This window comes from Parazoarcus communis (genome assembly GCF_003111645.1).
Classification (GTDB): domain Bacteria; phylum Pseudomonadota; class Gammaproteobacteria; order Burkholderiales; family Rhodocyclaceae; genus Parazoarcus; species Parazoarcus communis_A.
The window spans coordinates 1,437,283-1,458,580 of record NZ_CP022187.1 but is presented as its reverse complement, the minus strand read 5'-3'; the positions used below and the strand labels follow the sequence as shown (position 1 = coordinate 1,458,580).

General features: G+C 63.4%; 18 protein-coding genes. 7 read left to right on the top strand and 11 right to left on the bottom strand.

The genetic code is table 11. The annotated features are described in order from the left end of the window. Positions 1-3: 3 nt before the first annotated feature. The 10 genes from CEW83_RS06630 to CEW83_RS06585 all read right to left on the bottom strand — a co-directional run bounded on the left by CEW83_RS06630 (position 4) and on the right by CEW83_RS06585 (position 9,068). The gene (locus CEW83_RS06630; protein ID WP_108948645.1) at positions 4-1,926 is read right to left on the bottom strand and encodes a nitric oxide reductase activation protein NorD; all 1,923 of its coding nucleotides are present in this window, start codon (positions 1,924-1,926) and stop codon (positions 4-6) included. 3 nt (positions 1,927-1,929) lie between these two features. Further along, complete coding sequence (locus CEW83_RS06625) at positions 1,930-2,964, bottom strand: 4Fe-4S binding protein (RefSeq protein WP_108948644.1); 1,035 nt, start codon at positions 2,962-2,964, stop codon at positions 1,930-1,932. Next, positions 2,957-3,364 carry a hypothetical protein gene (locus tag CEW83_RS06620; protein ID WP_108948643.1) on the bottom strand — a complete coding sequence of 136 codons (408 nt, stop codon included), beginning with the start codon at positions 3,362-3,364 and terminating at the stop codon, positions 2,957-2,959. Before CEW83_RS06620 ends, CEW83_RS06625 begins: the two co-directional genes overlap by 8 nt. A gap of 24 nt (positions 3,365-3,388) precedes the next feature. Further along, positions 3,389-4,189 (bottom strand): CbbQ/NirQ/NorQ/GpvN family protein, encoded by an 801-nt coding sequence (locus CEW83_RS06615; protein ID WP_108948642.1) that lies wholly within the window; start codon positions 4,187-4,189, stop codon positions 3,389-3,391. Then, complete coding sequence (locus tag CEW83_RS06610; protein WP_108948641.1) at positions 4,186-4,485, bottom strand: cytochrome C oxidase subunit IV family protein; 300 nt, start codon at positions 4,483-4,485, stop codon at positions 4,186-4,188. The genes CEW83_RS06615 and CEW83_RS06610 overlap by 4 nt, the downstream gene beginning before the upstream one ends. After that, on the bottom strand, positions 4,472-5,077 hold the full coding sequence (locus CEW83_RS06605) for a cytochrome c oxidase subunit 3 family protein (RefSeq protein WP_108948640.1): 606 nt from the start codon (positions 5,075-5,077) through the stop codon (positions 4,472-4,474). The genes CEW83_RS06610 and CEW83_RS06605 overlap by 14 nt, the downstream gene beginning before the upstream one ends. A gap of 176 nt (positions 5,078-5,253) precedes the next feature. Continuing rightward, on the bottom strand, positions 5,254-6,465 hold the full coding sequence (locus CEW83_RS06600; RefSeq protein ID WP_199915220.1) for a multidrug effflux MFS transporter: 1,212 nt from the start codon (positions 6,463-6,465) through the stop codon (positions 5,254-5,256). A gap of 46 nt (positions 6,466-6,511) precedes the next feature. Continuing rightward, the gene (locus tag CEW83_RS06595) at positions 6,512-6,973 is read right to left on the bottom strand and encodes a MarR family winged helix-turn-helix transcriptional regulator (protein WP_234419013.1); all 462 of its coding nucleotides are present in this window, start codon (positions 6,971-6,973) and stop codon (positions 6,512-6,514) included. 243 nt (positions 6,974-7,216) lie between these two features. Further along, positions 7,217-8,596 carry a cbb3-type cytochrome c oxidase subunit I gene (locus CEW83_RS06590; RefSeq protein WP_108948637.1) on the bottom strand — a complete coding sequence of 460 codons (1,380 nt, stop codon included), beginning with the start codon at positions 8,594-8,596 and terminating at the stop codon, positions 7,217-7,219. 46 nt (positions 8,597-8,642) lie between these two features. Then, positions 8,643-9,068, bottom strand: coding sequence for a c-type cytochrome (locus CEW83_RS06585; RefSeq protein WP_108948636.1), 426 nt, complete (start codon positions 9,066-9,068; stop codon positions 8,643-8,645). Positions 9,069-9,306: 238 nt separating this feature from the next. On the opposite strand from CEW83_RS06585, the gene CEW83_RS06580 reads away from it, so the two are divergent. After that, the gene (locus CEW83_RS06580) at positions 9,307-9,582 is read left to right on the top strand and encodes a hypothetical protein (protein ID WP_159099401.1); all 276 of its coding nucleotides are present in this window, start codon (positions 9,307-9,309) and stop codon (positions 9,580-9,582) included. 101 nt (positions 9,583-9,683) lie between these two features. Here the strand turns inward: CEW83_RS06580 and CEW83_RS06575 are convergent, their stop codons facing one another. Further along, positions 9,684-11,216: a fumarate hydratase gene (locus tag CEW83_RS06575; protein WP_108948634.1), complete on the bottom strand. Its 1,533-nt coding sequence runs from the start codon at positions 11,214-11,216 to the stop codon at positions 9,684-9,686. Between the two features lie 226 nt (positions 11,217-11,442). Between CEW83_RS06575 and acs the strand changes: the two genes are divergently transcribed. The 6 genes from acs (at position 11,443) to CEW83_RS06545 (ending at position 21,279) form a co-directional block, all read left to right on the top strand. Further along, a complete protein-coding gene (gene acs / locus CEW83_RS06570; protein WP_108948633.1) occupies positions 11,443-13,407 on the top strand; it encodes an acetate--CoA ligase in 1,965 nt (654 codons plus the stop codon). Positions 13,408-13,614: 207 nt separating this feature from the next. Continuing rightward, positions 13,615-13,812, top strand: a complete 198-nt coding sequence (locus tag CEW83_RS06565; RefSeq protein ID WP_199915219.1) for a hypothetical protein — start codon at positions 13,615-13,617, stop codon at positions 13,810-13,812. Between the two features lie 13 nt (positions 13,813-13,825). Next, positions 13,826-16,555 carry a sensor histidine kinase gene (locus CEW83_RS06560; protein ID WP_108948631.1) on the top strand — a complete coding sequence of 910 codons (2,730 nt, stop codon included), beginning with the start codon at positions 13,826-13,828 and terminating at the stop codon, positions 16,553-16,555. 40 nt (positions 16,556-16,595) lie between these two features. After that, positions 16,596-16,964, top strand: coding sequence for a response regulator transcription factor (locus CEW83_RS06555; RefSeq protein ID WP_108948630.1), 369 nt, complete (start codon positions 16,596-16,598; stop codon positions 16,962-16,964). A gap of 3 nt (positions 16,965-16,967) precedes the next feature. Further along, positions 16,968-19,193, top strand: a complete 2,226-nt coding sequence (locus CEW83_RS06550) for a 3'-5' exonuclease (RefSeq protein WP_108948629.1) — start codon at positions 16,968-16,970, stop codon at positions 19,191-19,193. Positions 19,194-19,236: 43 nt separating this feature from the next. After that, a complete protein-coding gene (locus tag CEW83_RS06545; protein ID WP_108948628.1) occupies positions 19,237-21,279 on the top strand; it encodes a sodium:solute symporter family protein in 2,043 nt (680 codons plus the stop codon). Positions 21,280-21,298: the final 19 nt, after the last annotated feature.

Here is a 21,298-nt window from a genome sequence, read left to right as displayed (position 1 = left end):
CAATTACCTCGTGAGCTGGGCGTAGAACATCGGCAGGCGGGCCGGGAGTTCTTCCGGCTTGCGGATCACCGCGAAGCCGGCGGGGCCGAACAGGTGGGGCAGGTAGGCCGCACCCTCGCGGTCGATGGTGACGCAGAACGGCACCACGCCGCGCAGGCGGGCCTCGATCACCGCCATCCGCGTGTCTTCGATGCCGTAGCGACCGTCGTACAGATCGAGGTCGTTGGGCTTGCCGTCCGACAGGATGAGCAGGATGCGGCGGCTGGCACGCTGGCCGTCGAGCAGGCTGGTCGCATGGCGGATGGCGGCACCGAGCCGGGTGTAATAGCCGGGCTTGATGGCGGAGATGCGGCCGCGGATGCGGTCGTCGAAGCGGTCGTCAAAACGCTTCAGGTGGTGGAAGCGCACGTTGTTGCGCTTCACCGAGGAGAAGCCGCACAGCGCAAAGCGGTCGCCGGTGGCCGACAAGGCCTCGCCGAACAGCAGCAGACTGTCGCGGATGACGTCGATGACGCGGGCTTCGCTTGAGATCCAGGTGTCGGTGGAGAGCGACAGGTCTGCAAGCGCCAGACAGGCCAGGTCGCGCTCGCGTTTTTCCAGCGTTAGCCACAGCTGGTCGCTGCCCTGTCTGCCGCAGGCGCGGTCGGTGGATGAGCGCACGACGGCGTCGATGTCGAGTTCGCTGCCGTCAACCTGGCCCTTGATCCAGCGCCGTCCGGGCTGCAGCATCGAGAACTGCTGGTGCAGCCGGCGTGCGGTGCGGCGCAGGCGATCGGGCAGCGGCACCGGGGCCGCGCGCGGATCGTCGGCAGCGGCGGCCATCTCCAGCAGGCGCACGTGATCCTCCAGCAGACGGCTCTTGCGGTAATCCCATTCCGGCAAGGGGATGCCTGCGCCGAGCACGACGTCGTCCTCGGCTGCAGAGGGCAGATCGAGGTCGAATCGCACTTTCGATGCGGTGCGTTCGCCGTCGCGCGTCAGCGACAGCTGATCGAGATTGGCGGCAGCGGCGGCCGCATTTGGATCGGGGTCGTCGTCTTCGCTGCGATTGACCTTGATGAATTCCGCAACCGACAGCAGGCTTTCGGCGCGGAAGAACATCAGCAGGCCGTGCTTCTCGGGCGGTGCATCGACCCGTTCGGCCTTGTGCGCAGTGTGCTCGGTCTCGTCGGGCTTGCCCGATCCGCCCAGTGGAGTCTCGCCCTGTTTGCCGTCCTGGCCGGCACTGCGCGCGGGCTCGGGCGCCCGTGCGGCCGGCAGCGTCAGCCACAGCAGCACCGGTTGTGCCGAAGGTGCATCGGCCTCAACCGGCGGCAGCGCGCTCACGCTGCCTGGGTCGTCGATGGCGCGGCGCAGCGCGCGCTCGCGTTCGCCCTCGGATGGCGGCAGCTTTGCCGGGTCGGGGCGCTGCGCAAGCGTGGCCGCGGCCAGGCGCCGGTAGCGCGGAACGAGGCCCGGCCAGCGTGCCAGCGTGTGCCGCACGGCGCGCTGGTTGAGCAGCAACTCGCGCGTTTCCTGACTGTGCCCGGCGTGACTGTGGCCGGTGCTTCCCGCATCGTCGGGCGGCATCTGCGCCATTTCGGCGTGGGCGGCGGCAAGTGCCGACAGCCACAGGTAGAGCTCACGGTTCAGGTCGCGGTCGGCAAAGGCGTCGATCTGCGGCGGCAGGCGCAGGGTGTTTTCGTCCATGCTCGCGCGCGCCAGTTTCTCGCCACTGCCCGCAAGGCGCGCCAGCCAGCTGCGGCGTGCGCCGTGCGTATCCGCGGCAGATGCTGCAACGCGCAGGCCACCGTCGCCGCCGAGCGCGCGAAACAGCACGCCCACCGAGCGCCCGGTTTCCTTGAGGGTCACCGCGGCTTCCGGGAAACTGCCGCCGGCGGCGCGGGTCACGAGCCGGTGCCAGAGTTTGCCGACGACTTCTTCCATGGCCTAGCGCTCCCTGCCGGCGCGAAAACCGGCTTCGTTCTGCCTCGCGGCCTCGTCACTGACCCAGTGCAGCAAGGGACCGTCCGGGTTGTCGGCCTGGGTTTCGCCGCAGGCATCGACGCATTGCGCACACTGGGTGCAGGTAAACATGTGGCGCTTGATGTTGCGAGGAGTGAGCCGCATCGGGCATACCGCATCGCAGGCCGACTGCTTTTCGGGCAGGCAGGTGCTGCAGTCGCTTGCCCGTGCGCGCAGGAAACCGACCACCATTGCCTTCGGGTTGCTCATCCATGCCAGACTCTGAAACAGCCCGACCGCGCAGGCGTAGCGGCAGAACAGATGGCGTGCGAACAGAAACTCCATCGACAGCACCGTGGTGGTGGCAAGGATGAAGATCGTCTGGTTTCGCGTGAGCGTGCCGTGGATGAGGTTTCCATACACCTCGCCCGGCGGCAGCAGATAGGTCAGGAAGACCACGGCCCAGGTGAACGCGAAGGCGACTGCCGCGGGTACGACCAGGCCCCACCAGCGCGCATCCGGTTTGCGTTTGCCGCCAGCGGGCAACCACGGTGTGATGGGCGCCTTTTCCCATACGCTGGGCTTTCCCGAGGCGCGCAGCATCAGCGTGTTGATGGTCTCGACCACCGAGAAGTGCGGGCACAGCCAGCCGCAGTAAAGCCGCCCCCAGCGCCACGCGACATAGAGGAAGGCGCCCGCACCGACAAGAATCGGCACGAACAGACGCAGCAGGACGTTGGCTCCGGCTTCGAGCGCACCGATGCGCCCGGCCAGGAAGTCGTCGAGCCCGAGACGCCATTCGAAGCCGAGCAGCCAGGCGTGACCGGCGTCGAGATCGTAGCGGAACAGATCGAACACCGGTGCCAGGATGAAAAGCAGGAAAAAGCCCACCTGAAACAGCAGACGCCGGCGCTGCAGCGCGCGCGGCGGCGTGCGCCCCTCGACCGCAATCGGGATGACGCGCGCAGCCTTGCCCTTGGCGTGGGCAGATGCGGCAGACGTCACTGCAGCCTCAGTCATCGCGGCGGGGGCCGAACACCGGGTAACGCCAGGTGCGGCCATTGATTGCGCGGACCAGGCCCATCACGCCCAGCAGGATCAGCCCGGCGTGAAAGAGCGTGAAGTACAGCACCCCGATCACCCACGACCACGGGTTGTCGAAGCCACCCAGCAGGAAGATGCCCACGCTGATCGACACCAGCAGACTGCCCCCCCACAGACAGGTCACCACCGTCTGACGCAGGTGGTTGCGCACCAGTGGGTCGGGGTGCTTGCCATGCATCACCCACATCACCACCAGCGCAATGAAGGCGATGCCCGGCAGCAGCATCAGGTTGATGATGAACAAGGCCTCGGCGGCGACCGCGATGGGCGGTCCCGGCATCAGATTCTTGAGCGGATCACTGCGTTCGATGGCCATGTGCTGTTCCGCCCGCGGCCGCGATCAGCGGCCGAAAGTGGCGGCAACCACTTCCATCAGCGCTTCAACGGTTTCGACGTCGTCGGTGAGGCTCTCGACGATGGCTGAGCGGCAGGCGGCAACCGGATCCATCCCCTCCTTGATCAGCAGCGCAGCATAGATCAGCAGACGGGTGCTCGCGGCCTCCTCGAGGTCGCGATCCTTGAGTGCGCGCAGGGCACCGGCAATGCCGACCAGACGCCGGGCGAGATCGGGGGCGCAGGCGGTTTCACCGATCAGGATGGCTTCTTCCTGCGCCGGCGCGGGGAAGTCGAAGCGCAGGCTGACGAAGCGCTGGCGGGTGGAGGGCTTCATGCCCTTGAGCAGGTTCTGATAGCCGGGGTTGTAGGACACCACCAGCATGAAGGAGGGTGGCGCCTGCAGCAGTTCGCCGGTGCGGTCGATCGGCAGGATGCGGCGGTCGTCGGCAAGCGGATGCAGCACCACGGTGGTGTCCTTGCGCGCCTCGACCACCTCGTCCAGATAGCAGATGCCGCCTTCACGCACCGAGCGGGTCAGCGGGCCGTCGCACCAGACGGTCTTGCCATCGCCGATCAGGTGGCGGCCGACCAGGTCGGCGGCGGTGAGGTCGTCGTGGCAGGCCACGGTGTAGAGCGGCAAGCCAAGGCGTGCCGCCATATGCGCGACGAAGCGGGTCTTGCCGCAACCGGTCGGGCCCTTGATCAGCAGCGGCAGGCGGTTCTTCCAGGCCTGCTCGAAGACATCCACCTCGTTGCCTGCCGGCTGATAGAACGGGTTGTCGAGATTCGGCGTTTCGAGCTTCATTGGTAAAATCCCTTCCAGTAGGCGAGGCCGATCAGAACCCAGACGAGGGTGATCCAGCCGAGGGTGATCAGGCGCCACATCAGCGGCGCATGGCGCAAGGCCATGAAGTCGAGGATGACGATGCTGCCCTTGATGATCGAGATCGCTGCCAGCAGGGCCACGATGGCAGGGCCGGCGGCACCGCCTTCGCCGACCCACCAGGTAAGCAGGGTGGCGACGGTCAGCGCCGCCCACAGCAGGGTGGCGCGACGCGGTGTGCCGTGCATGACGGCCGGGCGGTTTTCAGTGGATGACATAGACGAGCGGGAACAGGATGAGCCACACCAGATCCACCATGTGCCAGTAGGCCGCGCCGGTTTCGAGACCGTTCATGTCGCCAGGCTGGTAGCGACCCCTGCGCGCGCCCTGCCACAGCGCGGCAAGAATCACCATGCCGAGGATGACGTGCATGAAGTGGAAGAAGGTGAGTGACAGGTAGAACATGTGAAATGGACTGCTCGACAGGCTGATGCCCTGTTCGAACGCAGCCGAGTATTCGGTCAGCTTGACGATGACGAAGCCACTGCCGCAGGCGATTGCGCCCAGCAGCCAGCGTGCGGACAGCGCTGAAGCCCGCTGTTCGGCCGCCTGCACCGCGCGTACCACGAAGTAGCTCGCGGTCAGCAGCACCACGGTGTTGAGCGCGCCGGCCCCACGGTGCAGCGCCTGCTGCTCGGCATCGAACAGTTCGATGTGGTTGGCACGCGTGAAGGCGTAGGCGGCGAAGAACACACCGAAGGCCAGCAGTTCGGCGAGGATGAAGATCCAGATCGCCAGATCGCCGGCAAGTCGTTGTTCGGCGACCGGGCCGTGATCGGGCAGGGTGGAAGCGAGACCGGGCGTGTTCATAGCCGGCAGTCTAGGAAAGCATGGAGTCGCCGGCCTTGATTCCGGACAAGTTGCACCCGGCGCTCGACCACGCGTGAGCAGGCGCCGCCCCTCCGCTGAGGCGAAATGGCAGAAGCCCCGCCACCCTTGCGGGCGGGGGGCTTCCGGATCGATTCTGAAACGGAGCGGTGTGGTCCTCAGGCCGCGAGGGCCGGGGCCGGTCGTTCCGTGTAATACACCGTCGCCAGCGCCAGCGACCCGAGCACCACGTAGGCGCCGACCAGGGGCGATACGCTGCCATTGAACAGATGTCCCACCATGAGGCCGATGAGCGCGCCCGTCACCGTGCTGAAAAAGCCGATCATCGACGATGCGGTGCCGGCGACATGGCCAAGCGGCTCCATCGCCAGGGTGTTCAGGTTGGAGGCCAGAAAACCGAACACGAACACGCTGCCGCCCTGCAGCAGCATGAAGGCAAGCAGGGTTTCATTGCCGCTCAGTGCGAGTCCGAGGTGGATCACGTTCAACACGATGAGCGTCACCAGACCTGTCAGTGACAGTCGGCGCATGCCGAAGCGGTGCACCAGCCTCGAATTGGTGAACGCCGCCACCGCCATCGCTACCGCGACTGCGGCAAACAGCAGGGTGAAGCTGCGCCCGACATCGAACACATCGACAAAGATCTGTTGCGCCGAGGTGATGAAGCTCATGTGCCCGCCCACGACCAGCCCGAGCGCCAGCATGTAGCCCACCGAGGTCCGCGTGGTGAGGGTGATGCGGTAGGCGCCAAAGATTGCGCGCGGCGAGATGGCACGCCTGTGCTCCTCGGGCAGGGATTCCTGCAGCCGCAGCAGGGTCCAGGTCAGGACGGCGGCGCCGGCAATGACCAGTGCGCCAAAGGCCCAGCGCCAGGGCGCGACCAGCAGGATCAGCTGCCCCATCGAAGGCGCGAGAATCGGCACGGCCATGAAGACCATCATCGCCAGTGACATGACCTTGCCCATCTGGGCGCCGGAATACTTGTCACGGGCCAGCGACACTGCGATGACGCGCGGCGCACCTGCGCCGACACCCTGCAGCAGGCGGGCCGCAAGCAGGGTGGCGAAACTGTCGGTCAGGGACGAAAGCATCCCGGCCACCGCAAACACGATCAGGCCGCCAATGAGCACGGGGCGACGGCCATAGCGGTCGGACAAGGGGCCATACACAAGCTGCGATGCGCCCATGCCCAGCAGATACACCCCGATCACGGCCTGGGCCTGGTTCGGATCGGTCAGGCTGAAGTCGGCGTGAAGCATGGGCAGCGCGGGCAGCATCACGTCGATGGCGAGTGCATTGAGCGCCATGCAGGCAGCAATGAAGCCGACAAACTCGGTAAAGCCCATCGGGCTGCGATCGGCGCGGTTCAATTGCGCCTCCTGGCCCCGAGGTGGGCGGGTTCAGAGTTCTCATTTGTCATAGGTCGAGGTTCTCTGTGAAGGGTTGCAGCGCTTCTGCGAGCGCGTCGAGTTGTTCCGGGCTGGCGACCCGCTGGAGCATGGCGATGTCGCTGCCGATGACCGTTTTCATTGCGACTTCGATGAGTTCGATACCCGCCGGTGTCAGGCGGACGCGCGAACCGCGGCGGTCGGTGTCGTCGTCCTCACGCAGCAGCAGGCCGCGTTGCTCAAGGCCTTTGAGCACCTTGGTGAGGCCGCCCGAGGTGATCAGCATGCCTTTGTAGATGTCCGAGGGGCGGAGTGCGTGCGGTGAGGGGGTCTTGCGCAGGGTGGCGAGCACCGAGTACTCGACCGGCGAGAGCTCGAAGCGGCTCATCTCGCGCTGTGCATTCTCGAAGATCAGGTCACGCAGACGAAAAACGCGGGCGATAAAGCGCATGCCGGGGGAGTGGATCTCGGGAAAGCTCTCGGCAGTCATGCGCAGCATGTCTTCGCAACGGGTTCGGCATCTTGGGTTCATGCTGCGCAGTATAGTTTTTAGAATGCTTTCCAGCAAGCAAAAAACGGAGCCCATCCCACACGTCGGGGCAGGTCTCTGCCTCCGGTGTGCAGCGCCTCGGGTATGCCGCCTACGCTTGAAGTGAACAAAAAAAGGGTGGCTTGCGCCACCCCTCAACTCCTCGTCCGGTCAGGCCGGACGACATCGGAGAGACATCCTGTTTCAGCTATTTACCGTTCTGGGTTCGCCCTTGACGAAGAAGCTGATCACATAGACCACCAGTCCGATGAAGAACATCACCCCGGCGCCTTCACGCATCCAGTAGAAGAGAGACACTTGGTCCTGCGCAGCCATGAAGGACATCGGGGTATCGGACACCCGTTGCAGCCACACCTGGAGGATGCCGGCGGCGGTCAGGAACAAGGTGATGAAGACCATGGCGATCGTCATCAGCCAGAAGCTCCACATCTCCAGCACCTGCGCCTTGTTCGAGTTGGCGGCGCGACCGCGCAGAATCGGCATGGCGTAGCTGATCAGGCACAGGACCACCATCACGTACGCACCGTAGAACGCCATGTGACCGTGGGCTGCGGTGATCTGCGTGCCGTGGGTGTAGAAGTTTACCGGGGCGAGCGTGTGCAGGAAGCCCCATACGCCGGCACCGAGGAAGGCCATCACGCCGGTTCCGAGTGCCCACAGTACGGCGGCCTTGTTCGGATGCTCGCGACGACGGCGGTTGACCATGTTGAAGGCGAAAACGGTCATGGCGAAGAAGGGGATCGGCTCCAGCGCGGAGAAGATCGAGCCCCACCACTGCCAGTACTCCGGTGCGCCGATCCAGTAGTAGTGGTGGCCGGTACCGATGATGCCGGTGACCAGGGTCATGGTGATGATGACGTACAGCCACTTCTCGATGACCTCACGGTCGACACCGGTCACCTTGATCAGCACGAAGGCCAGCAGTGCGCCGAGGATCAGTTCCCAAACGCCCTCCACCCAGAGGTGCACCACCCACCACCAGTAGAACTTGTCGCGTACCAGGTTGTGCGGGTTGACGAAGGAGAACAGGAAGAAGATCGCCAGACCCCACAGACCGAGCAGCAGCACCATGCTGATGGCGGTCTTGCGGCCCTTGAGCATGGTCATGGTGATGTTGAACAGGAAGGCCAGCGCGACCACGACGATGCCGAGCTTGGTCGGCAGCGGCTGCTCGAGGAACTCGCGGCCCATGGTGGCGAGCAGGTCGTTTCCGGTCATCTCGGCCAGCGTCGCGTAGGGCACGAACAGGTAGCCGAGAATGGTCAGCGCACCGGCGGCGAGGAAGATCCAGAACAGCCCCAAGGCCAGTTTCGGGCTCCACAGCTCGGTTTCGGACTCCTCCGGCACCATGTAGTAGGCCGCACCCATGAAGCCGAACAGCAGCCACACGATCAGCAGGTTGGTGTGCACCATGCGTGCAACGTTGAACGGAATTTCCGGAAACAGAAAGTCGCCGATCACGTATTGAAGGCCCATGATCAGGCCGAAGACGATCTGCCCGATGAACAGGCCGATCGCCGCGATGAAGTACGGCATCGCGACCGCTTGTGATTTGTATTGCATCTGTATATCCCCTTGAATCCTGTCGAGAAATGCGTCGTAAACCGACTCAGCCCTCGATGTTGGGCGGCCAGTTGGCGGTGTTGATCTCGGAGCTGTACTTCAGGAAGGCGACCAGGTGATCGAGTTCCTCGTCGCTGAGGTGGAAGTTCGGCATCTGACGGCGACCGGGGGCGCCCGTTGGCTGCGACTGGATCCAGGCCTTGATGAACTCGGGGCCACGGCGGGTATAGACGTTTCCGAGTTCCGGGGCGAAGTAGGCGCCTTCACCGAGCAAGGTGTGGCAGCCGATGCAGTTGCGCGTTTCCCAGATCTTCTTGCCTGCGATCACTTCCGCGGTAAGGTTCTCGCGGTTGTCACGTTTGGGAAGGGTTTTCTCGGTGTCGAAGGTTAGCGCGAGGAACAGCAGGAAGAAGAAGACCGTGCCCCCGTAGAAGATATTGCGCGCCATTGCCTTGGTGAAAATGCCGCTCATGGAGTGCTCCTCATGATTGTCTCGTTATGTCCGGAAGATGAAAGGTGACCATTGGGTGGAACGGATTCTGGTTTTCCAGGGGCCGGTGCTCCATGATCTGAATCAAGAACGGACAGGTGGTGATTCCGGCAGGGCGCATTCGGTGTGACTTTGTTCCTTGTTTACGCCCTCGCAATATGGGATGCTTTCAACATATGGCGTCGTATTGGCGTGTTCTGGCAAGCGCAGGAGTTCCATCGTGAATCTGATGTCCCCTTTTTTGTCATCCCCGTCGCGGGCGAGCGAAGACGACCGCGCAATGCTGGTCGACATTTTTGCGATCGCATCCGATCGTGAAGAGCTGATGTCGCTTGGGGTGGTGCTGGGCACGTTTGACCCGAGCATCGACTGCTTCGAGCGCTGTCTGGTCACGCCCTCCGCACTGCGCCGCCTGATGGCGCTTGGCGACAAGTATCTGTGGGACAGGACCGCTGATGCCCCGGTCTGTGCCGAACCGGACGCGACGCTGCACTGATTCGTTTCGCGTTTGGCTGCTCCGAGCAGACAGTCGCGAGCAGACAGACGTAAAAAAGCCCGACCATTTCTGGCCGGGCTTTTTGCTGTGCAACAGCAGGATCAGGCGATGGCAACCGGAATCTTGCCGATCCGCGCCTGCCATTCCTTCGGGCCGGTGTTATGCACGCTGGTGCCGCTCGAGTCGACCGCCACGGTCACCGGCATGTCCTGCACGGTGAATTCGTAGATGGCTTCCATGCCGAGGTCGGCAAAGCCGACAACCTTGGCTTCCTTGATCGCCTTCGATACCAGGTAGGCCGAACCGCCGACCGCCATCAGGTAGGCCGACTTGTTGTCGCGGATCGCGTCAATCGCCGTCGGGCCGCGCTCGGACTTGCCGATCATCGAGATGAGGCCGGTCTGTTCCAGCATCATGCGGGTGAACTTGTCCATGCGGGTGGCGGTGGTTGGGCCTGCGGGGCCGACGACTTCGTCACGCACAGGGTCGACCGGGCCAACGTAGTAGATGACGCGGTTGGTGAAGTCCACAGGCAGCTTCTCGCCCTTGGCCAGCATGTCCTGGATGCGCTTGTGCGCTGCATCACGACCGGTCAGCATCTTGCCGTTCAGGAGCAGGGTCTGGCCCGGCTTCCACGACGCGACTTCTTCCTTGGTCAGGGTGTCGAGGTTCACCCGCGTGGCGACGTTGGTATCAGCCTTCCAGGTGACCTGCGGCCAGTCTTCCAGCTTCGGGGTTTCGAGCTTGGCCGGGCCGTTGCCGTCGAGGTGGAAATGCACGTGACGCGTTGCAGCACAGTTCGGAATCATGGCGACCGGCAGCGAGGCGGCGTGGGTCGGGTAGTCCATGATCTTGACGTCGAGCACCGTCGTCAGGCCGCCCAGGCCCTGGGCACCGATGCCAAGCGCGTTGACCTTCTCCATGAGCTCGAGACGCAGCTCTTCGACGCGGCTCAGGGCTGCGCCGCTGGCGGCCTTGTCCCGCAGTTCGTGAATGTCGACCGGCGCCATCAGCGATTCCTTGGCCAGCAGCATCGCCTTCTCGGGCGTGCCGCCGATACCGATGCCGAGGATGCCCGGCGGACACCAGCCGGCGCCCATGGTCGGCAAAGTCTTGATGACCCAGTCGACAATCGAGTCGGAGGGGTTCAGCATGACCATCTTGGATTTGTTCTCGGAGCCACCGCCCTTGGCCGCACAGATGACTTCCACGTGGTCGCCGGGGACGATTTCGTAGTGAACGACCGCCGGGGTGTTGTCCTTGCTGTTCTGGCGCTTTCCGGCCGGATCAAGCAGCACCGAGGCGCGCAGCTTGTTGTCGGGATGATTGTAGGCGCGACGAACGCCTTCGTTGACCATGTCCTGGACGCTCATCTTGGCGTCCCAGCGCACGTCCATGCCCACCTTCAGGAAGACCACCGCAATACCGGTGTCCTGACAGAGGGGGCGGTGGCCCTCGGCGCACATGCGCGAGTTGGTCAGAATCTGGGCGATTGCGTCCTTGGCTGCGGGGCTTTCCTCGCGCTCATAGGCCTCGCCGAGCGCCTTGATGTAATCGAGCGGATGGTAGTAGCTGATGTACTGGAAAGCATCCGCGACGGACTGGATGAGGTCTTCTTCGCGAATTACGGTCATGCTTGATCTCCGGAGTGGCTTGAGCGAAGGGGATGTTGCAGCCCGAAATTCTAGCACTCGCTGGAATGACGGGGGGTTCGCACAGTAGTGTAAGTCCTGTGTAAGATAGGTGTTATTAAATGCCGTCCATTCCACGGCGGGAATGAAAACGAATCAGAGGCTGGATATAACCAGCCGTGCCGTCAGGGTCAGCTTCAATTCTTTGATTAGTTGAGGAGAGGTCAGCATGTCGAATGAACAACAAGTACGCATCTATAACCCCACTGAAGAATTCAAGAAAAACGCAGCTGTCTCCGGTATGGATGCTTACCGTGCTTTGTGCAAGGAAGCTGAGGACGACTACGAAGGTTACTGGGCGCGTAATGCTCGCGAACTGCTCGAGTGGAAGAAGCCCTTCACCCAGGTTCTGGACGAAAGCAATTCACCTTTTTTCAAGTGGTTTGCGGATGGCGAGCTCAACGTCTCGTACAACTGTCTCGATCGCCAGGTCAATGCCGGCCTTGGTGACAAGGTAGCGATCATTTTCGAAGCTGACAGTGGTGAGGTCACCAAAGTCACCTACAAGGAACTGCTGTCACGCGTCAGCAAGTTTGCCAACGCACTGCGCGGCATGGGCGTCAAGAAGGGCGATCGCGTCGTCATTTACATGCCGATGTCGATCGAGGGCGTGGTTGCGATGCAGGGCTGTGCCCGTATCGGCGCGACCCACTCCATCGTGTTCGGTGGATTCTCCGCCCAGGCGCTGCGTGACCGCATCGAAGATGCCGGCGCAGTTGCACTGATTACCGCCGACGGTCAGCACCGTGGTGGCAAGGCCATGCCGCTGAAGCCGATTGCCGACGAGGCGCTGTCACTCAATGGCTGCGACACGATCAAGAACGTCATTGTTGCCAAGCGCACCGGTGCCGCGACTGAAATGAAGGCTGGCCGCGATGTCTGGTTTGACGACGCAGTTGCCGACCAGTCCGATGTGTGCGAGCCGGAATGGGTCAGCGCAGAGCATCCGCTGTTCATTCTTTATACGTCGGGTTCCACCGGCAAGCCGAAGGGCGTCCAGCACTCTACTGGCGGTTACCTGCTGCAGGCCATCCTGAGCATGAAGTACACCTTCGATATCAAGCCTGACGATGTCTTCTGGTGCACCGCCGACATCGGCTGGGTTACCGGCCACACCTACATCACCTACGGCCCGCTCGCTTGCGGCACGACCGAGATCGTGTTCGAAGGCGTACCGACCTACCCCGATGCTGGTCGTTTCTGGAGAATGATCCAGGATCATAAGGTTTCGGTGTTTTACACCGCGCCGACCGCAATTCGTTCGCTGATCAAGGCCGCCGACAACAACCCGACGGTTCATCCGACCAAGTACGATCTGTCCAGCCTGCGCATCCTGGGGTCCGTCGGCGAGCCGATCAACCCGTCGGCATGGGAGTGGTACTACGAGAATGTCGGTGGCAGCCGTTGCCCGATCGTCGATACCTTCTGGCAGACTGAGACCGGCGCACACATGATCACGCCGATGCCGGGCGCTACGCCGCTGGTGCCGGGTTCTTGCACGCTGCCCTTCCCCGGCGTGCAGGTTGCCGTGGTCGACGAGACTGGCACCGAAGTGCCGTGGGGTCAGGGCGGTATCCTGGTGGTCAAGCGTCCGTGGCCGGCGATGATCCGCACGATCTGGAACGACCCCGACCGCTTCGTCAAGTCCTACTACCCGGCCGACTTCCAGGGCAAACTGTATCTGGCAGGCGACGGCGCGATCCGCGACAAGGACACCGGTTACTTCACCATCACCGGTCGTATCGATGACGTGCTGAACGTCTCCGGTCACCGCATGGGCACGATGGAAATCGAATCCGCGCTGGTGGCACACGAGAAGGTTGCCGAGGCTGCAGTCGTTGGCCGTCCGGACGACCTCACCGGCGAGGCGATCGTGGCCTTCGTGGTGCTCAAGGGCTCGCGTCCGACCGGCGAAGAAGCCAAGGCCGTCATCAAGGAACTGCAGACCTGGGTTGGTCACGAGATCGGGCCGATCGCCAAGCCGAAGGACATCCGCTTCGGTGAGAACCTGCCCAAGACCCGTTCCGGCAAGATCATGCGTCGCCTGCTGCGCCAGCTCGCCAAGGGCGAAGAGATCACGCAGGACACCTCGACGCTCGAGAACCCGGGGATCCTGGAACAGCTCAAGGGCTGATGACCCTCCGGTACCGGTGGCACTGCCGCCGGTACCTGCAACAGTCGACAGGAGAAGGTCCGGCCACGCAGTCGGACCCGGTTGAGGAGAGGGAAGGCGCACGCTAGATGCGTCCCCATATTTGTCGTGAGCCGCGAATCCCGCCGTCAAGAGCGGGAGCGCGGCTCCGCTATACTCAGGGCAACGCCGTCATCATTGGGGTACATGATGCGCAAGGGTCTTGCCGGGCAACGTCTGGTCGCCGTTTTTCTGGTCGGCGTTCTGCTGTTCAATTTTCCGCTGATGTCATTGTTCGACCGACCCGTTCTGGTGTTCGGTCTGCCACTGCTGCACGTGTCCCTTTTCGTCGCATGGGCGGGTCTGATTGTGCTCATGGGCTGGATTGCGGAGCGGGGCTCCCGATGACGGGGCGTCACTGATGCTTTCGGGCAGCGTCATCATCGGCGCATCCGTCGCCTATCTGCTGGTGCTGTTTGCGGTGGCCTACTTTGGCGACCGCCGGGCCGACCAGGGGCGCTCGGTCATTTCCAACCCGTGGGTGTATTCGCTGTCGCTAGCGGTGTACTGCACCGCGTGGACCTATTTCGGCAGCGTGGGTCGGGCCGCCTCGGGCGGGATCTGGTTTCTGCCCATCTACCTTGGCCCCACGCTCGGGCTGGCGCTGTCGTGGCTGGTGGTGCTGAAGATGATCCGCATCGCCAAGACCCACCGGATTACATCGATTGCCGACTTCGTGGCCTCGCGCTACGGCAAGAGTCACCTGCTCGGGGGGCTCGTGACGGTGATCGCAGTGGTCGGTACCGTGCCCTACATCGCACTGCAGCTGAAAGCGATTTCGAGCGGGTACGCCCTGCTCACCGGCGATCACGACAGCAACTTCCGGCCCTTGCACCTGGGCGGCTGGCTGGATGACAGCACCCTCTATCTCGCACTCACGCTGGCAGCCTTCACGGTGCTGTTCGGTACCCGCCACCTCGACACCACCGAGCGCCATGAAGGCATGGTGGCCGCAATCGCCTTCGAATCGGTAGTTAAACTGCTCGCATTCCTCGCCGTCGGCGTGTACGTCACCTACGTCATGTTTGACGGTATCGGCGACATCTACGCCCGCGCCCTGGCGCACCCCGAACTGCTGTCGCTGCTGAGTTTCGACGGGGTGGACAAGGGCGGCTACGGAGGCTGGTTCTCGCTGATGCTGCTGGCCATGCTGTCGATCATCTTCCTGCCGCGCCAGTTTCAGATCGTGGTGGTCGAGAACGTCAACGAGCAGCACCTGCGGCGGGCGACCTGGATGTTTCCGGCCTACCTGCTGGCGATCAACATCTTCGTGATGCCGATCGCGCTCGGTGGCCTGCTGCATTTCGGTCGCGGCGTGGTCGACCCCGACACCTTCGTGCTCACCTTGCCGATGGTGACGGGTCAGGTCGAGCTGGCCCTGCTGGTGTTCATCGGCGGACTGTCTGCAGCGACCGGCATGGTGATCGTCGAAACCATCGCGCTGTCGACCATGGTGTGCAACGATCTGGTCATGCCGCTGCTGCTGCGCCGCACCGAAGTTGCACGCAACGATGGCCGCGATCTTACCGGCCTGCTGTTGATGATCCGGCGCGGGGCCATCGTCGGCGTGATGTTGCTCGGCTATCTCTACTTCAGGCTTGCGGGTGAGGCCTATGCGCTGGTGAGCATCGGGCTGATCAGCTTCGCGGCGGTGGCGCAGTTTGCCCCGGCCATGCTGGGTGGCATGTACTGGCGCGGCGGCACCCGCGACGGTGCGCTGGCCGGGTTGCTCGCGGGCTTCCTGGTGTGGGGCTATACCCTGTTGCTGCCCTCGTTCGCGAAGTCGGGCTGGCTCGACATGAGCCTGCTCTCGCACGGTCCGTTCGGTATCGCACTCCTGCGCCCCGAGCACCTGTTTGGTCTGAGCGAGCTCGACAGCCTGAGCCATGCGCTGTTCTTGAGCCTGTTCGCCAACGTCGGCTGCTACGTGGCGGTGTCGCTGCTGCGCTCGCCAACGGGCGCCGAGGCCAGCCAGGCAACGCTGTTTGTCGACGTGTTCCGGCGCGGGCTGAGTACGCCGGCAAGCTTCTGGCGCACCGGTGCCGAGGTGCGCGAACTCATTCCGCTGGTTGCGCGTTTCCTTGGCCGGCACCGCACAGAAGAGGCCTTCAAGCGTTACGCACGCTCGCATTCGCTCTCCAGTCCGGACCAGCTCAAGGCCGACCCCGAACTGGTCAACTTTGCCGAATCCCTGCTGGCGGGAGCGATCGGCAGCGCGTCAGCCCGCGTGATGGTGTCCACCGTGGTTCAGGAGGAGCCGCTGGGCCTGGACGAGGTGATGGACATCCTCGATGAGGCCTCGCAGGTCCGCGCCTACTCGCATCAGCTGGAAGAGAAGTCGCGCGCGCTTGAAGCCGCCACAGCCGAACTGCGCGCGGCCAATGAACAGCTCAAGGAGTTCGACCGCCTCAAGGACGATTTCATGTCCTCGGTGACGCATGAGTTGCGTACCCCATTGACGTCCATCAGGGCGCTTTCCGAGATGATGCTGGACGATCCCAAGACGGATCTCGCCAACCGGAAACGTTTCCTCGGCATCATTGTTTCCGAGACCGAACGTCTGACGCGCCTCGTCAATCAGGTGCTCGATCTGGCCAAGATCGAATCGGGCCACGCCGAGTGGCACAATTCGGATATCGACATGCGCGAACTCGTCGAACACGCGGTGGACGCAACCGCACAGCTGTTCAGCGACCGCGGCGCCGTGGTTGAAACCGATCTGGCGGACACGGTGCCGACGCTGAAGGCCGATCACGACCGGCTGCTGCAGGTCATGATCAACCTGTTGTCGAACGCGGCCAAGTTCGTGCCTGCGCAGACCGGCCGCGTCAAGGTGAGGCTGTTCGTGGACGACGAAGGCATCCGTGTCGACGTGGCGGATAATGGAGGAGGAATCGCGCCCGAGTTGCTGCCGGTGGTGTTCGAGAAGTTCCGGCAGGGTGGGGACGCGAAGGCCCGGCCGCAGGGTACGGGTCTGGGGCTGCCGATCAGCCGGCAGATCGTGGAGCATTTTGGAGGTCGGCTTTGGGTCAGCTCAAAGCCGGGAGAAGGCGCAATATTTTCGTTTGTGCTGCCGCTTGCACCGGGCTGACGAACGGATGGCATAAAATAGGCGTCAGGGGAGGGAATGCATGGCCAAGAAAATACTGATTGCGGACGATGAGCCGAATATCGTGATCTCGCTCGAATTCCTGCTGAAGCGGGAGGGCTTCGATGTCACTGTGGCAACGGACGGCGAGGAGGCGGTGAACCGCATCCGCTCCGACCGGCCCGATCTTGTGCTGCTCGACGTCATGATGCCCAAGAAGAGCGGCTTCGAGGTGTGCCAGGAGGTCAAGGCGGACCCGGAGCTGGAATCCATCCGCATCCTGATGCTGACGGCGAAGGGGCGGGATACCGAAGTCAGCAAGGGGCTTGCGCTGGGGGCTGATGCCTACATGACCAAGCCTTTTTCCACCAAGGAGCTCGTGGAGCGCGTGCGCAGCATGTTGGAGAGCTGAACGATGTCGGCACGCATGCGCTTTGTTCTGGCAGTCATCGTACTCGGTCTGCTGATGACCGGCCCCTTCATCCTTACCGCCGTGCTGGTGTGGGTTGAAACCAAGGGCAGTCAGCGCGATTTGCTCATCCAGGTCATACAGCCGCACCTGCCGCTGGGGTCGCTGCTGACCATCATGGGTTTCGGCGTCGGTATCGGTGTGCTGCGCAACCTGTTCCGCCAGTACGTGCAGGGCTTGCTGCGCATGGCCGAGAACCTGCGCCTGATGCTCGGCGCCAACGTCGGTTTCCGTGTCGAGCCCGAGGGGCCACCCGAAGTGCAGGCGCTGGCGGTGGCGGTCAATGAACTCGCGCAGCAGCGCGACAACGTCTCGAAGGACGTCGAAACCCAGATCCGCAACGCCAAGGCCTCGGTCGAACAGGAAAAGAACCGCCTCGCCGCACTGATGTCGGAGCTCACCCAGAGCGTGGTGGTGTGCAATCTCGACGGCCGCATCCTGCTCTACAACAACCGCGCGAGGCTCCAGTTCCGCGCCATGTCCGACGCGCCCGGCGTCGCCGGTGGCGGTGAGCTGATCGGTCTCGGGCGTTCCATCTATGGCGTGTTCGAGCGCAACCTGGTGAGTCATGCGCTCGAAACCATCAACCAGCGCCTTCATCGCGAAGGCGTGCAGCCGGTCGCCAACTTCGTCACTACGACGAAGGCCGGGCAGTTGCTGCGGGTGCAGATGGCACCGGTGCTGTCGGCGACCGAGCGCGTCGAGACCGAGGGCGAGAACAAAGGCGAGGGCGAGAGCAAGGGCGCGGGGCAGGGCGAGGGTGCAGAGCGCGTCCTGACCGGCTTCATCCTCATGCTCGACAACATCACGCGCAACTTCGAGAACGAGTCTCGACGCGACCAGATGCTGCACACCCTGACCGAGGGCAACCGTGCTGCGCTGGCCAATGTGCGCGCAGCCGCCGAGATGCTGGAGTATCCCGATCTGCAGGGCGAGCTGCGCGAGCGCTTCCGCACCGTCATCCGCGACGAGACCCAGGCCATGAGCCGGCGCCTCGACCAGACGGCGAACGAATTTGCCGATTCGCTCAAGGCGCGCTGGCCGCTCGAAGAGATGCTCGGTGCCGACCTTATCGCGGCCGTTCAGCGTCACATCGAACAGCGGATCAGTCTCCGTACCAAGCTCGAGGAAGTCGACGAATCGCTGTGGCTCAAGGTCGACAGCTTCTCGCTGATGCAGGCGCTCACCTACCTTGCCAGCCGCCTGTCCGACGAATTCGAGGTGCGCGAGGTGCGCTTCCGCCTCACTGCTGCGGGCCGTCATGTCCACCTCGACCTCATCTGGTCGGGCCAGGCGATGAGCACCGAAACGGTGATGAGCTGGGAGCTCGAATCCATGCAGTTCGCCGGCGAAAGCAGTCCGCTGACGGTGCGTGACGTCATCGAGCGCCACGATGGCGAGATGTGGCTCGAGCGCGAGAAGGTGCGCCATCGCGCCTTCTTCCGTCTCCTCATCCCGGCTGCACTGCCGCAGGAGGTGGTCGAGGCGGGGACTTACCTGCGCGGAGAGAGTCGCCCCGAGTACTACGATTTCGATCTCTTCAAGTGGTCCGAGAGATCGCATGCGCTCGACGACCGCTTGCTCTCAGAGCTGGCCTACACCGTGTTCGATACCGAGACTACCGGCCTCAACCCCTCTCAGGGTGACGAGATCATTCAGATCGGTGCAACCCGTGTCCTCAACGGCAAGCTGCTGCGCAGCGAATCGTTCGAGCAGCTCATCGATCCGTGCCGCCCCCTGTCGGCCGAGTCGGCCAAGATCCACGGCATCACCGAGGACATGCTGCGAGGGCAACCCACTGTCGAGTCGGTGCTGCCGGCCTTCCATGCCTTTGCCGCAGAAACGGTGCTGATTGCCCACAATGCCGCCTTCGACATGCGCTTCCTGCAGCTCAAGGAACAGCTCACCGGTTTGCGTTTCGATCAGCCGGTGCTCGACACCCTGCTGCTGTCGGCGGTGATTCACCCCAATCAGGAATCTCACCGGCTCGAAGCGATTGCAGACCGGCTTGGCCTCACCATCATCGGGCGCCACACCGCACTCGGCGATGCCATCGTCACTGCAGAGGTCTTCCTCAAGCTCGTTCCGCTGCTGGCGGAGAAGGGCATCCGGACCTTGCGCGAAGCACGTGAAGCCGCGGAGAAAACCTACTACGCGCGGATCAAGTATTGATGCCGGACGCCGGATTCATCAACATCGTCGGTGAGCGGCAGTTTTGAGCGCCTTTTCCCGACAGCTTCGTCGCTATTACGGCTGGTACACGGGCACCTTCCTGTTCTTCGTGGTTATGCTCGCCATCGGCGAACAGCTTGGCCTGTCGCAACACCTGATCGGTCACGTCTTCCTGTTCGTCACTATCGCCATCTACGCCAGTATCGGTGTGATGAGCCGTACCACCGACGTGTCGGAGTATTACGTCGCGGGGCGGCGCGTGCCGGCCGTGTTCAATGGCATGGCGACCGCAGCAGACTGGATGAGTGCCGCGTCGTATATCGGCCTGGCGGGCACGCTCTACTTTTCCGGCTTCGAAGGGCTGGCCTTCGTCACCGGCTGGACCGGCGGCTTCGTGCTGGTGGCCCTGCTGCTTGCGCCCTACCTGCGCAAGTTCGGCCAATACACCATCCCCGACTTCCTCGGCGCGCGCTACCAGGGCAACGTCGCCCGCCTCGTGGGGCTCGGCGCCACCGTGCTTGCGAGCTTCGTCTACCTTGTGGCGCAGATCTACGGTGTGGGGCTGGTGACCAGCCGCTTCGTCAGTGTCGAGTTCGAGATCGGCCTGTTCATCGGCCTCGCCGGCATTCTGGTGTGTTCCTTCCTTGGCGGCATGCGGGCAGTGACCTGGACCCAGGTCGCACAGTACGTGATCCTCATCATTGCCTACCTGGTACCCGTGGTCATTCTGTCCTACAAGCTCACCGGGGTTCCGGTGCCGCAGATCATGTACGGGACGGTGCTCAGTCAGGTGACGGAGCGTGAGGCCGAATTGCTCGTCGATCCGGGCGAAGTCGAGGCGCGTAAGCAGTATCGCTATCGATCGCAGGACTACGCGAGCAAGATTGCCGACCTGCCCGGCTCGCTCGATGCCGAGCGCCGTTCGCTGATCGAGCGTCTCAACATCATGCGGCTGGAGAACGCCTCGGCACGCGAGATTGCGGCAACCGAGCGCTCGCTGCGCGACCTGCCGCGAACGCCCGAAGAGGCGCGGGTGCAGTGGAACAAGGCACAGGCGGAATCGCTCGAACGTTCGCGTGCGCCACCCCGCCACGCAGATGCGCACCCCGGCAGAACGCCGCAGGAGCGGACAGCCTCCCGCAACAACTTTCTCGCACTTGTCTTCGTGCTCATGGTCGGCACGGCGGCGTTGCCGCACATCCTGATGCGCTACTACACCACGCCTGGCGTGGTGGAGGCGCGGCGCTCGGTATTCTGGTCGCTGTTCTTCATCTTCCTGCTATACGTCACAGCCCCGGCCTATGCCGTGTTTGCCAAGTGGGAGGTGTACAACAACCTCATTGGCTCGAGCCTTTCCATCCTGCCCGACTGGGTTGCGTCCTGGGGCAAGGTGGGGCTGGTGCACATCGAAGACATCAACGGCGACGGCATTCTGCAACTCGCCGAGCTGAGGATGAACACCGACGTGATCATGCTCGCCACCCCAGAGATCGCGGGCTTGCCCTACGTCGTCACCGGTCTGGTCGCCGCCGGCGGGCTCGCCGCCGCGCTATCGACTGCCGACGGCCTGCTGCTGACCATCTCCAACGCGCTGTCGCACGACCTGTACTACAAGGTCATCAACCCTGCCGCCTCCACCCACCGCCGGCTGGTGATTTCCAAGTCACAGTTGCTGGTGGTGGCTGTCGTGGCCGCATGGGTCGCGTCGCTGCGCCCGGACAACATTCTGTTCATGGTCGGCCTCGCGTTCTCGATTGGCGCCGCATCCTTCTTCCCCGCCTTGGTGCTCGGCATCTTCTGGAAACGCGCAAACCGCCCCGGCGCGGTTGCAGGCATGCTGATCGGGCTTGGCGTCACCCTCTACTACGTCGTCCGCACCCACCCCTTCTTCGGCGGCTCGATGGCCAACGCCTGGTTCGAGATCAACCCGATCTCGGCCGGCGTTTTCGGCGTACCGCTCGGTTTTGCGGTGATCGTCATCGTCAGCCTGCTGACCCCGCCCCCGCCGAAGGAGATCCAGGATCTGGTGGATTACGTGCGCTATCCGCAGCTGCCGAATCCGGATACGTCGGAAGGGCGCGCCTAGGTTTCTTCTTATGATGGAA